15 protein-coding genes are annotated in these 15,756 nt (G+C 70.3%); 4 read left to right on the top strand and 11 right to left on the bottom strand.

Annotated features, from left to right (window positions below; genetic code table 11):
* Positions 1–16: 16 nt before the first annotated feature.
* The 3 genes from grpE to SACE_RS34810 form a co-directional block, all read right to left on the bottom strand.
* Positions 17–703: a nucleotide exchange factor GrpE gene (grpE, locus tag SACE_RS34800; protein WP_009944526.1), complete on the bottom strand. Its 687-nt coding sequence runs from the start codon at positions 701–703 to the stop codon at positions 17–19.
* Positions 704–720: 17 nt separating this feature from the next.
* Positions 721–2,589, bottom strand: coding sequence for a molecular chaperone DnaK (dnaK, locus tag SACE_RS34805; protein ID WP_011875278.1), 1,869 nt, complete (start codon positions 2,587–2,589; stop codon positions 721–723).
* A 273-nt stretch (positions 2,590–2,862) separates the two neighbouring features.
* Positions 2,863–3,639, bottom strand: a complete 777-nt coding sequence (locus SACE_RS34810; protein WP_011875279.1) for a DUF4097 family beta strand repeat-containing protein — start codon at positions 3,637–3,639, stop codon at positions 2,863–2,865.
* Between the two features lie 233 nt (positions 3,640–3,872).
* Here SACE_RS34810 and SACE_RS34815 point away from each other — a divergent pair, with 233 nt between their 5' ends.
* Positions 3,873–5,270: a purine-cytosine permease family protein gene (locus tag SACE_RS34815; RefSeq protein ID WP_009944523.1), complete on the top strand. Its 1,398-nt coding sequence runs from the start codon at positions 3,873–3,875 to the stop codon at positions 5,268–5,270.
* Between the two features lies 1 nt (position 5,271).
* Here the strand turns inward: SACE_RS34815 and SACE_RS34820 are convergent, their stop codons facing one another.
* Entirely contained in the window at positions 5,272–5,877 is a 606-nt protein-coding gene (locus SACE_RS34820) for a TetR/AcrR family transcriptional regulator (protein WP_009944521.1), read from the bottom strand.
* A complete protein-coding gene (locus SACE_RS34825) occupies positions 5,874–6,197 on the bottom strand; it encodes a DMT family transporter (RefSeq protein ID WP_009944520.1) in 324 nt (107 codons plus the stop codon). The genes SACE_RS34820 and SACE_RS34825 overlap by 4 nt, the downstream gene beginning before the upstream one ends.
* A gap of 152 nt (positions 6,198–6,349) precedes the next feature.
* On the opposite strand from SACE_RS34825, the gene SACE_RS34830 reads away from it, so the two are divergent.
* Complete coding sequence (locus SACE_RS34830) at positions 6,350–6,850, top strand: nuclear transport factor 2 family protein (RefSeq protein WP_009944518.1); 501 nt, start codon at positions 6,350–6,352, stop codon at positions 6,848–6,850.
* Between the two features lie 29 nt (positions 6,851–6,879).
* On the opposite strand, the gene SACE_RS34835 is transcribed toward SACE_RS34830, so the two are convergent.
* Positions 6,880–7,521 (bottom strand): TetR/AcrR family transcriptional regulator, encoded by a 642-nt coding sequence (locus SACE_RS34835; RefSeq protein ID WP_009944516.1) that lies wholly within the window; start codon positions 7,519–7,521, stop codon positions 6,880–6,882.
* 83 nt (positions 7,522–7,604) lie between these two features.
* Here SACE_RS34835 and SACE_RS34840 point away from each other — a divergent pair, with 83 nt between their 5' ends.
* Entirely contained in the window at positions 7,605–8,672 is a 1,068-nt protein-coding gene (locus tag SACE_RS34840) for an LLM class flavin-dependent oxidoreductase (RefSeq protein ID WP_009944514.1), read from the top strand.
* Here SACE_RS34840 and SACE_RS34845 read toward each other — a convergent pair.
* Positions 8,669–9,091, bottom strand: a complete 423-nt coding sequence (locus SACE_RS34845; protein WP_009944513.1) for a DUF1707 SHOCT-like domain-containing protein — start codon at positions 9,089–9,091, stop codon at positions 8,669–8,671. The genes SACE_RS34840 and SACE_RS34845 overlap by 4 nt on opposite strands.
* 112 nt (positions 9,092–9,203) lie before the next feature.
* Positions 9,204–9,929: a GAP family protein gene (locus SACE_RS34850; protein WP_231849880.1), complete on the bottom strand. Its 726-nt coding sequence runs from the start codon at positions 9,927–9,929 to the stop codon at positions 9,204–9,206.
* Positions 9,930–10,100: 171 nt separating this feature from the next.
* On the opposite strand from SACE_RS34850, the gene SACE_RS34855 reads away from it, so the two are divergent.
* Complete coding sequence (locus SACE_RS34855; protein ID WP_011875280.1) at positions 10,101–12,323, top strand: (Fe-S)-binding protein; 2,223 nt, start codon at positions 10,101–10,103, stop codon at positions 12,321–12,323.
* A gap of 174 nt (positions 12,324–12,497) precedes the next feature.
* Here SACE_RS34855 and SACE_RS34860 read toward each other — a convergent pair whose 3' ends face one another.
* The 3 genes from SACE_RS34860 to SACE_RS34870 form a co-directional block, all read right to left on the bottom strand.
* Entirely contained in the window at positions 12,498–12,722 is a 225-nt protein-coding gene (locus tag SACE_RS34860; RefSeq protein ID WP_009944511.1) for a hypothetical protein, read from the bottom strand.
* A 485-nt stretch (positions 12,723–13,207) separates the two neighbouring features.
* Positions 13,208–13,990: an SWIM zinc finger family protein gene (locus tag SACE_RS34865; protein ID WP_009944509.1), complete on the bottom strand. Its 783-nt coding sequence runs from the start codon at positions 13,988–13,990 to the stop codon at positions 13,208–13,210.
* A 274-nt stretch (positions 13,991–14,264) separates the two neighbouring features.
* Entirely contained in the window at positions 14,265–15,674 is a 1,410-nt protein-coding gene (locus SACE_RS34870; RefSeq protein WP_011875282.1) for a sugar porter family MFS transporter, read from the bottom strand.
* Between the last annotated feature and the right edge of the window lie 82 nt (positions 15,675–15,756).

Here is a 15,756-nt window from a genome sequence, read left to right on the forward strand (position 1 = left end):
CCTCCTCCCGCTCGCATCAACCCTGGTCTGCCGACTTCTCACCGGCCTGCGCCTGCTCACCCGCCGCCGACTCCGCGGGCTGCTCGCCCGGCTCGTGGTCGGTGACCGCGACCATCGCGGGCCGCAGCACCCGGTCGCCGAACCGGTAGCCGCGCCGCAGCACCGCGGTCACCGTCGGCCCGGAGACCTCCGGCGACGTGCTGTGCTGCACCGCCTCGTGCACCGACGGGTCGAACTCGTCGCCCTCCTGACCGAAGGGCGCCAGCCCCGCCCCGTTCAGCGACCCGATGAGCTTGTCGGCAACGGCCTTGAAAGCTCCGTTGAGGTCGCCGTGGGACTCGGCGCGCTCGACGTCGTCGAGCACCGTGAGCAGGTCACCCGCGACCGACGCCTTCGCGGCCTCGATCACGGCCTCGCGGTCGCGTTCCACCCGCTTGCGGTAGTTCGCGTACTCGGCGGTGACCCGCTTGAGGTCGGCGGTCAGCTCGTCGACCTGCTGCTGCAGCCCGGACGACGGGGCCTCTCCCACCGCGGCTTCGGCCTCGGCTTCGGCGATTTCGTCGTCGAGCGTCCCGGAGATGCTTTCGGCGATCTTCGGCTCGCTCTCCGCCGGTGCCGGAGTCCGGCGCTGGCCGGTCTCCGGGTCGATCCGGCGCCGATCCCTGACCACTACCGGCTCCTGCTCACCCTCGTTCCGCGACATCTCTGGCCTGTCCGACGTCACTTCTTCTTCTCGTCCTCGTCGTCGACGATCTCGGCGTCCACCACGTCGTCGTCGGCCTTGGCCGAACCCGAGGCACCCGCGGCGCCGTCACCGGCACCCGCGTCGGCCCCGGCGGCGCCGGCGCCGGCGTCGGCGTAGAGCGCCTGGCCCAGGGCCTGCGACTCGGTGGCCAGCTTCTCCACCGCGGTCTTGATCGCCGAGACGTCCTCGCCCTTGAGCGACTCGTTGACCTCGTCGATGGCCGCCTTGACCTTGTCCTTGGCGTCCTGCGGCAGCTTCTCGTCGTTGTCCTTGAGGACCTTCTCGGTCTGGTAGACCAGCGTCTCGGCCTGGTTGCGGGCCTCGGCCTCCTCGCGGCGCTTCTTGTCCTCCTCCGCGTGGGCCTCGGCGTCCTTGACCATGCGGTCGATGTCGTCCTTGGGCAGCGCAGAGCCGCCCGTGATGGTCATCGACTGCTCCTTGCCGGTGCCCAGGTCCTTGGCGTTGACGTGCACGATGCCGTTGGCGTCGATGTCGAAGGAGACCTCGATCTGCGGCACGCCGCGCGGCGCCGGGGGCAGCCCGGTGAGCTCGAACATGCCGAGCTTCTTGTTGTGCGCGGCGATCTCGCGCTCGCCCTGGAACACCTGGATCTGCACCGACGGCTGGTTGTCGTCGGCGGTGGTGAACGTCTCCGAGCGCTTGGTGGGGATGGTGGTGTTGCGCTCGATCAGCTTGGTCATGATGCCGCCCTTGGTCTCGATGCCCAACGACAGCGGCGTGACGTCCAGCAGCAGGACGTCCTTGACCTCACCGCGCAACACACCCGCCTGCAGCGCCGCACCCACCGCGACGACCTCGTCGGGGTTGACGCCCTTGTTCGGCTCCTTGCCGCCGGTCAGCTCCTTGACCAGGTCGCTCACCGCGGGCATGCGGGTCGAGCCGCCGACCAGCACCACGTGGTCGATGTCGCCGACCTTGATGCTCGCGTCGCGGATGACCGCCTCGAACGGCTTGCGCGTGCGCTCCAGCAGGTCGGAGGTGATGCGCTGGAACTCCGCCCGCGACAGCGTCTCGTCCAGGAACAGCGGGTTCTTGTCCGAGTCGACCGTGATGTAGGGCAGGTTGATGTTGGCCGTCGACGAAGAGGACAGCTCGATCTTGGCCTTCTCGGCGGCTTCCTTGATCCGCTGGAGGGCCATCTTGTCCTTGGTCAGGTCGATCCCGTTCGAGGACTTGAACTTCTCGACCAGCCACTCGACGATCCGCTCGTCCCAGTCGTCGCCACCGAGGTGGTTGTCACCGCTGGTGGCCCGGACCTCGACCACGCCCTCGCCGATCTCCAGCAGCGAGACGTCGAAGGTGCCGCCACCCAGGTCGAAGACCAGGATGGTCTGCTCCTTCTCGCCCTTGTCCAGCCCGTAGGCCAGCGCCGCCGCCGTCGGCTCGTTGACGATCCGCAGCACGTTCAGGCCCGCGATCTGGCCGGCCTCCTTGGTCGCCTGCCGCTGGGCGTCCTCGAAGTAGGCCGGGACCGTGATGACCGCGTCGGTGACGTCCTCGCCCAGGTACGACTCGGCGTCGCGCTTGAGCTTCATCAGCACGCGCGCGGAGATCTCCTGCGGCGTGTAGGCCTTGTCGTCGATCGTGGTCTTCCAGTCGGTGCCCATGTGCCGCTTGACCGACCGGATCGTGCGATCCACGTTGGTCACGGCCTGGTTCTTCGCGGGCTGACCGGTCAGGATCTCGCCGTTCTTCGCGAAGGCCACGATCGACGGCGTGGTCCGCGAGCCCTCGGAGTTGGCGATAACCGTCGACTCACCGCCCTCGAGGACGGAAACGACGGAGTTGGTCGTCCCCAGGTCGATACCGACCGCTCGCGCCATGGATGGTTCCTCCTGCTCATTGCCCGTGCGCCCAGGACGTGATCAGTCCTTGAGCCTTGCTGACTCAAGTTTTACCGAGCCCGACCGCGTCTCGTCAAACGCCGGTTGAGCCGGTCACACTCAAGCTTTCTGCCTCGACAACGTCTGAGCAGGCGTTGGAGTTCCCGGCGGCCGCTTCCGCACGCGTGTTCGCCCGTCCGGGTACCCGCCGAGACCGCTGGAGGACACCGGCGGCGAGAACCCGCGACCAGGGGAGCGGGGTGAGCGCGGTCGTCAGCGGGGCACGACCTGGATGGACCCGCTGCCCGTGGAGAGCTCCAGGCTCCGGGGCGCGTTCGGGTCCTGGGTCACGCCGATCTCCTCGCCGCCGCTGCCGGTGTCCGCGCGCACGCGGTAGGCCCCCTGCGGCACCTCGAGCTCGATTCCGCCGCTGCTGGTCCGCACGTCGACCTCCTGCGGTGCGGTGAGCTCGGCCGCGGCTGTCCCCGAGCCGAGCTCGGCGCGGAACCGGCCGCCCCGCAGGTCCCGGCCGTCGACACCGCCGCTGCCGGTGCGCACGTCGACGTCGCCGCCGAGGCCGGCCAGCGAGACCGACCCCGAACCGGTCTCCACCGAGACCGCCCCGGCGACGTCCCGGACGTCCGCCCCGCCCGAGCCGAGCCTGGCGTCGACCGAGGCCATCCCGGCCACCTCGAGGTCGCCCGACCCGAGCTCGCCGGTCACCGGCACCGGCGCGGGCAGGGTCACCTGGTAGTCGACGCTGCAGTTCCACCCGCAGTCGGTGTCGAGCACGAGCCTGCCGCCATCGACCCGCAGCCGCGAATCACCGCCGCCCCAGGACGAGCTGATCCGCTCCTGGACCTCCCCGCGCGCTCCGGGCGCGTACCGGACCTCGACCGAGCCCGCACCCCCGATGAGCTCGACCGCGCTGACGCCGTCCACCGGCACCGTCCGCGTCTGCTCCCGGCCGCCGATCTGCCCCCAGGCCAGCGCCGCTCCACCCAGCAGCACCAGTGCCGCGCCGCCGACCGCCAATCCCACTCGGGCCATGCCGTCGCCCCCATCTCCGCTCCGGACAGAAGTTACGCCCGGCCCGAGGCCCGTACATCGGGGTCGCCCCTGAACCGGTCCCCGAGTCCGGGTGCCGCCGATCGGCGGCGGCGGACCGGCCGAACGCACGCCTCCGGTGTCTTGGATCGCAGACATCAGCTCCGGATCGGGCATTGGCCCACCGGCGTCGTGCCCCGCCAATGGAACGCAACGCGCAGCGCCGAGGAGGCGACATGGCAACATCCCTGGAAGTCGAACGCAGGTCCATCGACCCGATCCCGGAAGACGAGCGGCACGGGCGCCCGCGCAGCCTGTTCACGCTCTGGTTCGCCGCGAACATGCAGATCACATCGGCTGTGACCGGGGCGCTGACGGTGCTGGTCGGGCTGCACCCGCTGTGGGCGCTGGTCGCGATCGCGCTGGGCAACGCGCTCGGCGCGGTCCCGATGGCGCTGCACGCGGCGCAGGGTCCCAAGCTCGGCATCCCGCAGATGATCCAGAGCCGGGCGCAGTTCGGCGTGCACGGGGCGGTGCTGCCGCTGCTCCTGGTCGTGCTGATGTACCTCGGCTACTTCGCCAGCGGCAACGTGCTGGGCGGGCAGGCGCTGGCCGAGATCACCGGCCTCCCGGTGGACCTGAGCGTGCTGGTCTACGCCGGCATGTCGGCGCTGATCGCGATCGTCGGCTACCGGCTGATCCACCGGTTCGGCTGGATCGCGTCGCTGCTGTCGGTCGTGGTGTTCGTGTACCTGACGTTCCGGCTGCTCGGCAGCCACGACTTCGCGGCGGTCCTGGCCGGCGCGGAGCTCGACTTCCCCGCGTTCCTGCTCGCGCTGTCGCTGACCGCGTCCTGGCAGCTCACCTTCGGGCCCTACGTCGCCGACACCTCCCGCTACCTGCCGTCGGCGACCTCCATCCGCGCGACGTTCTGGTGGACCTACGCCGGAACGGTGATCGGCGCGGTCTGGGCGATGTCCTTCGGCGCGCTCGCCTACGCCGTGTCCGGCAACGCCTTCAAGGGCCGCGAGGTCGCCTACGTCGTCGGACTCGGCGGCGAGGCGCTGGTGCTGCCGCTGCTGCTGGCCATCGCGCTGGGCAAGTTCACGGTGAACGTCCTCAACATCTACGGCGGCTACATGACGGTGGCCACCACGCTCACCGCGTTCAACAGCGGGACCAGGAGGCTTTCACCCGCGACGCGCATCGCCTACATCGCGCTGGTCGGCGTCGCCGGCGGCGCGATCGCGGTGCTCGGACGCGGCGACTTCCTGTCGAACTTCGTGCTGTTCCTGCACTTCCTGCTGTACTTCCTGACCCCGTGGAGCGCGATCAACCTCGTCGACTTCTACCTGCTGCGCAAGGAGAAGTACGCGCTGGAGGAGATCTACGACCCGGACGGCCGCTACGGGCGCTGGTGCGTGCCCGCGCTGGTGGCCTACCTGCTCGGCATCCTCGTGCAGATCCCGTTCTCGCACGTCGAGAAGGTGTTCACCGGGTTCGCGGTGCCCTGGCTCGGCGGCGCCGACATCGCGTGGCTGCTCGGGCTCGCGGTGCCGGGGCTCATCTACTGGCTGGCGATGCGCGGCCGCGTGCGCGGCACCGCGCCCGCCGAGGCAGCCGCCCGGGAGTGACTCACGAGATCACGCCCAGCGAGCGCAGGTAGCTCCCGGGCTGCATCACGTAGCGCAGGGACGCCTCCAGCTCCTCGGCAGTGGGCGGCTCGTCGGCCACCAGCGCCTGCAGCACCAGGCCGTCGATGGCGGCGAAGAACGCGCGCATCGCGTGCGGGTCGCCGCCCTCGCCGCCGTTGACGTAGCCGGTGGCCACCTCGATCCAGCGCCGCGCCGCGGGCCGCAGCGCCGGCCTGCGCGCGGCCAGCAGGTACAGCTCGTACTCGGCGAGGGTGCGTTCCCGGTGCTCGTCGATCATCCGCGCGAGCATCCGGGCCACCACTCCCGGCCACTGCTCGTCGGACCCGACCTCGCTCGTCATCCGGTCGATCTCGGCGATGAGCACCTCGACGCTGTCGAGCAGCGTCGCCACCAGCAGGTCGTCGATGCTGTCGAAGTAGTAGCCGACCGAGGCCGCGGGCACCCCGGCCTCGCGCGCGATGTTGCGGTGGCTCACCCCCGCGATGCCGTCGCGGGCCACGACCCGCAGCGTGGCGTCGACGATGGCGCGGCGCCTGCGCGCGCCCTTGGCGCGGCGGCCGTCGACCTCCGGCTTCTGCGAGCTCAATGCGCGCCTCCCATCTCGAGCGCGAGCACACCACCGACGATCAGCACGACACCCCCGATCTGCACCGGCGTGATGGTCTCGCCGAGGAACACCGCGCCGATGACCGCCACCAGCGCGACGCCCGCTCCGGCCCAGATGGCGTAGACGACACCGACCGGCAGGCCGAGCTTGAGCACCGCGCCCAGCGCGGCGAAGGCGGCCAGGTAGCCGACGACGACCATGACCGACGGGACCGGCTTGCTGAACCCCTCGGAGAGCTTCAGCGACACCGTCGCGGTCACCTCGGAGAGGATCGCCACGGCCAACAGCAGGTACGCCACCTGTCATCACCTTCCCGCGAAAAACCTGTACGGTCGCACTACTTGTCCAGGATACGGCCTCCTCCGACTGCTCCCGCCGCCGACTTGACCTCTACCCGACTGGAGATCGCAGGCTTTCGGCGCGAACGAGATCGCGGACCGGGGAGACCGAAATGACCAGGGATGACGAGATCGCCGAGCTGCGCACGCAGATCCGGCTGCTGACCGACCGCGCCGAGCTCGGCGAGCTGGTCGACCGCTACGCGCTGAGCCTCGACGAGCGGCGCTTCGACCCGGCCACCGCGGCCGGGCTGTTCACCGACGACGTGCGCTTCTCCTACCCGGTGGGGGACGGCAGGACGCTGGAGGGCTACGAGGAGTCCAACCTCGCGCTCATGGCCCCGTACGAGCGGACCCAGCACCTGACCGGCAACCACGTCATCGACCTCGACGGCGACCGGGCGCGCGTGCGGTGGAACGCGATCATGACCCACGTGCACGCGCGGGAGACCACCGACCAGCGCGGCGAGCAGCCGGGCACGCACTTCGACGTCGGGGCGCACTTCACCGCCGAGGCGGTGCGCACGCCGGGCGGCTGGCGCTTCCGGGAGGTGTCGCTGGCGGTCCAGTGGACGCAGGGCACGCCGCCGCCCTGGGTCGCCGACGCGGCCTGACCCTTCCCGCCTGCGCCGGGCAGGACGCCCTACCCGGCGCAGGCGGCCAGGCCCGCGAGCAGCGGCCGCAGGCCCAGCACGAACTGGGCGTCCAGGCCGTGGTGCCGGGTTTCGCGGGCACCCGCCACGACGTGCGGGAAGTCGGACTCGGGCAGCGACTCCATCGGAGAGGCACCCGGATCAGGTGAGCCGATGAGGTCGAGCTGGGCGAAGCCGATGGCGTAGCCGAAGACCAGGCGCGCCCCGCCGACCACGTCCGCGCCGCGCAGGCCCGCCTCGTGCAGCGCGGCCATCACGGCCTCCGGCAGGCGCAGAGCCGCCGGGTCGGTGTACTCGCGCATCGCCAGCAGGGGCGTGGCGTTCGGGTGCGTGCGCACCAGCGCCCGAACGCCGTGCGCCAGCGCCGCGATCCGCTCCTGCCACGGCAGCGACGGCGCCGGCACGTCCAGCTCGGCGAGCAGGTGCTCGATGGCCAGCCGCTCCAGCTCCGCCCGGTCGGCCACGTGGTGGTACAGGCTCATCTTGCCCACGCCTAGGCGCTCGGCGACCGCGCGCATGGTCAGCCCGTTGTGCCCCGACTCGTCGAGCACCTCCAGCGCCGCCGCCACGACGGCTTCGCGGGTCAGCTTCGGCGGCCTGCCGCGCCGCCGCGGGGCGTCTGAGATGGTCACGCACCGAACCTAACGCACCTGCTCGATCGCGCCGCTCCCTGCTGCTACCTTTTTCGTCCTAAGTACGAAAAAATGGAGGGGGCATGACCACCCAGTACGGGCTCGTCCTGTTCACCGACTCTTTCGGCAGCGATGCCGGCAGTCGCGAGGTCTTCGAGTGGGCGCTGGACTACGCGCGCGAGGCCGAGCGGCACGGCTGGCACGAGCTCTGGACGACCGAGCACCACTTCAACCCGCGAGCCCAGAACTCCTCGGCCCTGGCCATGGCGGCGTTCCTGCTCGGCCGCACGAACCTGCACGTCGGCACCGCGGTGGCCGTGCTGCCCAACCACCACCCGATCGCACTCGCCGAACAGGCCGCGGTGCTGCAACACCTGTCCGGCGACCGCTTCACGCTCGGCGTCGGACGCGGGCAACCGCTGGTGGACCTGGACGTACTCGGCACCGGGCTGGCCGGCTTCCGCGACGTCGGCGAGTCGGTGGCGCTGCTGGACGACGCGTTGCGACACGGGCGGGCGAAGGGCGACGGTGAGCGGTACCGGTTCGACGAGGTGGCGGTGATGCCGGCACCCGAGCGGTCCGGCCCGCCCTTCGCGCTGGCGTCGTCGTCACCGGAGTCCGCGCGCATGGCGGGCGAGCGCGGGCTGCCCGTGCTGCTCAGCCCGTTCGTCGACGTGCGGACCAAGCGCGCGCTGCTCGACGAGCACGCGGCCGCGGCGGCGGAACGCGGTCACCGGCTCGACCCGCGGGACAACATCGACTCGGCGTACTTCGCCGTCGCCGACGACACTCCCGCCGCGCGGGAGCTGCTGACCACCGGGATCGCGGAGCTGAACCACCAGCTCGCGCGGCTGGTCACACCCCTGGTGCCGTGCCCGGCGCCGACGGCCGACCAGGCCCGCGCCGAGGCGGCGGAGCTCGCGGACTGCCACGTCGCCGGGGACGTCGCCGACTGCGCGGCGCAACTGGCAGACCGGACGGCGGCTCTCGGTGTCGGCCGAGTCCTGCTCATGCCCGAAGGCGCAGGCTCCCGCGAGGCGACCCTGAACACCATCCGCCGAGCGCGGGAGGTCTTCACCCAGGCCGCCTACGGTCTGTTCAACGAGCGGGCGGTGCGGGGCTCCGCCTGCACCGCCACCGAACATTCCTAGGTCTTGGCGTCGTCGCCGCCCCTGCCGCCGAAGAGCATCCCGGCGACCAGCACGACGGCCCAGATCCCCATCGGGAAGATCGGCCAGAAGAAGTACGGCTGTCCCGACGGCAGCCAGGTCACCAGCCAGATGCCGGTGAGCATGAACGAGGTGCCGGCCCAGTCCCGCCACTCCTTCGCGAGCTTCTTGCGCTCGCGCTCCTTTCGCGCGACCTCGGCGGACTGCTTCGACGGGACCGGCGCCGGGAGGTCGGCCGTCAGCGGCGCGAGATCGGCCAGGGTGCGCGCGGCGTAAGCGGCGCGCACCCGCTCGTCGAACCCGGCGAGGTCCAGGCGCCCCTCGCCCATGGCGGCGCGCAGCCGCTCGGCGACCGCTTCGCGGTCGGCGTCGGACGCGCGCACCGAGTCCGGCTCAGACATCAGACACCCCCACCAGGCATGCCGGGCCGAGCCCGGAACCACCGACGCGGCGCTCCGGCTCTCACCGGTGCGCAACCGACGATACCCAGCCAGTCCCTCGGGCCCCACGGCTTCAGCTCGCGGGCGGCAGGAGGCCGAGGACACCCACCCAGTACATGATCCCGGCCCTGGCGAGCAGGAAGCCGACGATGCCGAGGATCCAGAACCAGGTGTCGTCCTTCTTCTCCCGGCGCCGCGCGAGCCAGCCCGCCATCCTCGGCCGCACGCGCGGCTCGAACACCGCGAAGCCCGCCATCAGCAGCAGCGGCGGGAACACGAAGATCGCGTTGTAGCTGACCAGCAGCAGCACCGCGGCCAGCGGCTCGGCGGTGTGCGAGCGCAGCACGCCGATGGCGCCCAGGTAGGGCAGCGCGGTGGTGAACTCGGCGACGGTGATCGTGAGGCCCGCCGTGAACACCAGCGGCAGCGGCAGGTTCTCGGGCAGCTTCGGCATCCGCACCCCGCCCCGCACGGACTTCGGCGGGAACAGCGCGTAGAGCAGCATCGCCGAGCCGCCCACGGCGGCCAGGGCGTACCCGGCCCGCTCGACGACGAGGCTGTCGGCCAGCCGCATCACCCCGTCGAGCCCGAAGTAGATCAGGACCCCCAGAACCAGGTAAGTGGCGAATATCGCACTCACGTAAGTGGCCACCCGCGTCCGGTACGGACCGCCGCGCAACAGCAGCAGCACCGTGACCACGAGCGCCGACGGATTGAGGGCGTCCAGCAGGGACAACCCGTAGAACCCCAGCAGCGACGGCATGCTTCCTCCGAACCCCAGTTCCGTTCGCGGAGCCATCGTATCCGAGAAAACTGTACGACTGCACAGTTAGTTTGGGCTGGATTTTCGCCCAGCGGACCTCGCAGAATCACCGCGTTCCCACCGCAGAGCACCGCCCCAGTGGTTACCGACGAGTAATAGGGCGTACGCTCCCCAAACGGACAACCCCCCGAACAGGAGGCCGCGAGCATGGGTGCTGTACAGCTCACGCTTGGTGCGATCTCGGTCGCGCTCGGCGTCGTCGCCTGGAGCATGTTCGCAATGACCATCGCCCGGTTCGTGCGGATCATCCGCCTCGGGCAACCGGACGGCACCCGCAACGGTCCCGTCATGGCCCGGCTGGCCACCATGGTCAAGGAGTTCGCCGCGCACACGCGGATGAACAAGTTCCGCAACGTCGGCGTCTGGCACTGGCTGGTGATGTGGGGCTTCCTGATCGGCTCCCTGGCGCTGTTCGAGGCCTACGGCGAGGTCTTCGTCCCGACGTGGGGCTGGCCGGTGCTCGACGACCTGGCGGTCTTCCACCTGCTCATGGAGATCCTCGGGGTCGGCACCATCGTCGGAATCGTGGTGCTGATCGTCGTCCGCCAGCGCAACCACCCGCGCCGGGCCGGACGGGTCTCCCGCTTCCAGGGGTCGAACTTCGCCTGGGCGTACTTCATCGAGGCCGTGGTGCTGATCGAGGGCATCGGCATCCTCGGCGTGCGCGCGGCGAAGGCCGCGCTGGGCGTCCACGAGATGCCGCTGTGGGCGGAGTTCGTCTCCGGCCCCGTCGGCGCGCTGCTTCCCGCGAGCCCGGCCCTGGTGTCGTTCTTCGCCTTCGTCAAGCTGATGAGCGCCACGGTCTGGCTGATCGTGATCTCGCGGACCATGACCATGGGCATCGCCTGGCACCGGTTCTCGGCGTTCTTCAACATCTACTTCAAGCGCGAGGACGACGGCGACGTGGCGCTGGGCGCGCTCAAGCCGATGATGTCGCGCGGCAAGCCGCTGGACTTCGAGGAGGCCGACCCCGACACCGACGTGTTCGGCGCGGGCAAGGTCGAGGACTTCTCGTGGAAGGGCTGGCTGGACTTCACCACCTGCACCGAGTGCGGTCGCTGCCAGTCGCAGTGCCCGGCGTGGAACACCGCCAAGCCGCTCTCGCCGAAGCTGTTGATCACCTCGCTGCGCGATCACGCCTACGCCAAGGCCCCGTACCTGCTGGCCGGGGGCAGCAAGGACATGGCCGGTGACGAGGTCGGCATCACCGGCGACGGCGCCGAGGACAAGCTCGCCAAGATCGACGCGCTGGCGTTGGCCGAGGCCGAGCGCCCGCTGGTCGGCGGGCCGGACGAGATGGGTGTGATCGACCCGGAGGTGCTGTGGGCCTGCACCTCGTGTGGTGCGTGTGTGGAGCAGTGCCCGGTCGACATCGAGCACGTCGACCACATCGTGGACATGCGCCGCTACCAGGTGATGATCGAGTCGAACTTCCCCACCGAGCTGGGCGGGATGTTCAAGAACCTGGAGAACAAGGGCAACCCCTGGGGCCAGAACGCCAAGGACCGCCTGGCCTGGACCGAGGAGCTGGACTTCGAGGTGCCGGTGTTCGACGGCGAGCTCGCCGACGACGTGGAGTACCTGTTCTGGGTCGGTTGCGCGGGCGCGTTCGAGGACCGGGCCAAGAAGACCACCCGCGCGGTGGCCGAGCTGCTGCACATCGCCGGGGTCAACTACACCGTGCTGGGCCCGGAGGAGACCTGCACCGGTGACCCGGCGCGGCGCGCGGGCAACGAGTTCATCTTCCAGATGCTGGCCCAGCAAAACGTCGAAGTGCTCAACTCGGTGTTCGAGGGCCGCGAGCCGGGCAAGCGCAAGATCGTCGCGACCTGTGCGCACTGCTTCAACTCGCTGGCCAACGAGTACTCCCAGCTCGGCGGGGACTACGAGGTGGTGCACCACACCCAGCTGCTGAACAAGCTGGTGCGGGAAAAGCGGCTGGTGCCGGTCGCCCCGGTGGCCGAGGACGTCACCTACCACGACCCGTGCTACCTGGGCCGGCACAACAAGGTCTACACCCCGCCGCGGGATCTGGTCGGCGCCTCCGGCGCGACCTACCGGGAGATGCCGCGGCACGCCGACCGGTCGATGTGCTGCGGCGCCGGCGGCGCCCGGATGTGGATGGAAGAGCGCGTCGGCAAGCGCATCAACCTGGAACGGGTCGACGAAGCCCTCGGCACCGCGCCGTCGAAGATCGCCACCGGCTGCCCGTTCTGCCGGGTCATGCTCACCGACGGCCTCACCGCACGCCAGAACGAGAAGACCGCAGCCGAAAGCGTCGAAGTCGTCGACGTGGCACAGCTGCTGCTCACCTCGGTCAAACGCGGCACCGAGGACACTCCGAAGGAGTCCGAGAGCGCCGAAGCATGATCGGATGACGAAAGAAGGAGGGGCGGACCCGGCCGGGTCCGCCCCTCCTTCGCATTCGCGGTAAGCGAAAAGTTCAAAGTACTCGTCGGGACCGAATTCTTCCGCACCCGGAATCGGGGCGCGGACGCGGAGAAGGGCGTGCCACTCGGGGTCCGCCCTTCCCTGCGCGGAGAATCAGTGGTGGCGCTCGATGAGGAGGCTGTCCACGATGTGCTGGTGGAGGTCGAACTTGTTGTTCGCCGTGAGGTCGGACTTGTTGACCAGGCCGTCCTGCTCCACGACTGCCTGGTCCCCACCCGAGATGTTGACGTCGGCCAGCGCCGAAGGAGCGGCGAACGCGCTCAGCCCCACAGCGATTCCGGCCGCCGCCGCCAGCTTGAGGAAGCTCGAAGCCTTCATTGGTGAATACCTCTCTTCATCTGACTCTGGGTTTTCCTCCGGCGACTGATCAGATCGCCTGTTGACAAGTAGTACGGGCAACTGATCAGCCCCGCTGACCCAATCGGGCACGACCACCCGTCCCGGTGCCTTCGAGCCTTCGATAGGCTGCAAAATTCGCCCGCGACTACCCGTTGTAGTTTCACGTTTCGTCGCCGGATGATGTACGAGCCGCAACGGCGCAGGTCGAAAAGCGTGTCGCTTTCCGGCGGGACCGTGGGGCGGGTGGATCATCGCGCCCACCGGTGCGGTGATGCGGCGGAAGCCGCCCACCATCCCGGAAAGGCCGGTGGAGCGCAGCGTTTCCGCAGGTGGCGCTTACCCGAACGGTATCCCCCACCCCGGTGCCGCGCCGCGTCGTTCTCCGCCGCCGCCACTGGACCGAGGGACACACGTCCGAATGCTTTTCGATCTTGGAGCACCCGGTGCGGGAGGTATCGCGGCTCCTATCCGGCGAAGGGCTCCAGGAGCTGATCCGCGTCGTCCCACTCGGCCAGCAACCGCGCCGCACGCGCCACCGCGCCGTCGGCCAACCGCGACAACTCGCCGGGTTCGAGCAGCGGCGCATCCGGTTCGGCGCAGGTGCGGCGCCACCGCAGTTCGGCGAGCAGTTCCTCACGACCCCGGCCGCGGGCCAGCAGCATTACGAACGGATCGGCGTCCAGGAGCCAGGACACCTGGTGGCCCAGCGCGGCCGCGTGCCGGCACGGGTGCTCGAAGCCGGGGCAGTCGCAGTCCGGCTCCAGGTCGCCGATGCCGGGCAGCAGACGGACACCCGCGTCGTCGGCCGACTCCACCAGCTCGCGCGGCATCTCGCCGTCGAGCAGCGCCGCGATGTGCCCGGAGCGGGCCACGACGCGGTCCAGCAGCCGCGACCACTCCGCGTCGTTCAGCACCTCGACCGACACCGACGTCCGGTGGGTGTCGTGGTCCCCGTCGACGGACGCGGTGATCCGGCCCGGCGACGGCGGTCCGGCTGCTTCCGGCCGGGCTTTCGGATCCGTACCCTCCTGCGACTCCGTCGGCGCCGCCACCGACACCGCCGAGTCGCACACCGGCGACTCGTGCACAGCCGGGTCGGGCACGGCCAAGCCGGGCGCGGTCGGCTCGCTCACCGCTGCCCCGCTCACTGCAGCCCTGCTCACCGTCGACTCAGCCGCCGCCGGACCGGCCTCCCGCAGCCCGGTCCGCGCCGATTCGCGCACCCGCTGCCCGAGCGCTGCGTCCACCGCGGCCCGCCTCCGAGAGCCCGCCAGTTCCGCGCCGACCGCTACCTCTGCTGGTTCCAGTAGCTCCGGCGCTTCCGATGCCCCGTTCTCCGTCGCTTGCACCGCACGATCCGTCGGGGCCAACGGCCACCGCCCTCCCAGACAATCCGTACGCCGTACGGTATCTATTACGCGAAGGGTGGCGTCCGTATTCCCCAGTCCCCGGAAAGCCTGAGGGCGCCTCCCGACGTCGTCAGGAGGCGCCCTCAGGAGCCGTGTCGCGGCGGTCTTCGCCTCAGCGGCCCATCTCCTCGAGGGACCGGCCGTTGGTCTCCTTGAGGTAGCGGAGCACGAACACCAGCGAGATCAGCGCGAACAGCGCGTACATGAAGTACGTCGCGGGCAGGTTCCAGTCGCGCAGGCTCGGGAAGCTGACGGTGACCAGCCAGTTCGCCACCCAGTTCGTGGCGGTGCCGACCGCCAGCGCGGCGGCGCGGACGCGGGCCGGGAACATCTCGCCCAGCAGCACCCACATCACCACGCCCCACGAGCCGGCGAAGAACAGGACGAACGCCGAAGCGGAGACCAGGGCGACAACGCCCCACTGGGCGGGCAGGTGCGCGTCCTCGCCGACGACCTCGGCGAAGCTGAAGGCCCAGCCGGTCACGGCCAGCGAGACCGCCATGCCCAGCGAGCCGATGACCAGCAGCGGCTTGCGGCCGATGCGGTCGACCAGGGCGATGGCGATGAGCGTGCCGATGATGTTCACGATCGAGGTGAACAGGCTCAGCAGCAGCGAGCTGCTCTCGTCGATGCCGACCGACTGCCACAGCGACGACGAGTAGTAGAAGATCACGTTGATGCCGACGAACTGCTGCAACGCGGCGATCGCCATCCCGACCCAGACGATCGGCAGCACGCCGAACTTGCCGCGCAGGTCGCTCAGCTTCGGCTTCTGCTCACCGCCGAGCGCGTCGCTGATCTCGGCGATCTTGGCGTCGGGGTCGCCGCTCTCGATCTTGGCGAGGACCGCACGTGCGCGGTCCAGCTTGCCCGCGGCGACCAGGTAGCGCGGCGACTCGGGGATCGCCGAGGCGACGACCAGGTAGATCACCGCCGGGATCGCGGCGACGCCGAGCATCCACTGCCAGGCCTGCAACGGTCCGAGCATGCCGGAGGCGCTACCGCCCGCGGCAGCGGCGAGCCCGTAGTTGACCAGCTGCGACAGGGCGATGCCCAGGACGATCGCGAGCTGCTGGAGCGAGGCCAGCCGTCCCCGGTACGCGGCGGGTGCGACCTCGGCGATGTAGGCGGGGGCGATCACGGAGGCGATGCCGATCGCCACGCCGCCGATGACGCGCCACACGGCGAGGTCCCAGATCGCGAAGGGGACCGCCGAACCGACGGCGCTGACGATGAACAGGATCGCGGCGAGCTGCATGACCCGGATCCGGCCGATCCGGTCGGCCAGGCCGCCGGCGATCCCCGCCCCGACGGCGGAGCCCAGCAGCGCCGACGAGACGGTGAGTCCGGTCATCGCGGACCCGACGTTGAAGTGCGCCTGAATGGCGTCGACGCCTCCGTTGATGACGGAGGTGTCGTAGCCGAAGAGGAAGCCGCCCAGGGCGGCCGCTCCGGCGATCATCACCACGTGGCCCAGGTGTTCGGTCGAAGCGCCAGGGGCTCGCGACTGCGATACCGACATCGAGGTCTCCCGCTGCCCGCTCGCCGACCCCGCCCCTTTGCGGGATCGTTCCAGTGCGCCGGGCCACGACACCGTAAGTTCT

Origin of the sequence: Saccharopolyspora erythraea NRRL 2338 (assembly GCF_000062885.1) — a bacterium.
Classification (GTDB): domain Bacteria; phylum Actinomycetota; class Actinomycetes; order Mycobacteriales; family Pseudonocardiaceae; genus Saccharopolyspora_D; species Saccharopolyspora_D erythraea.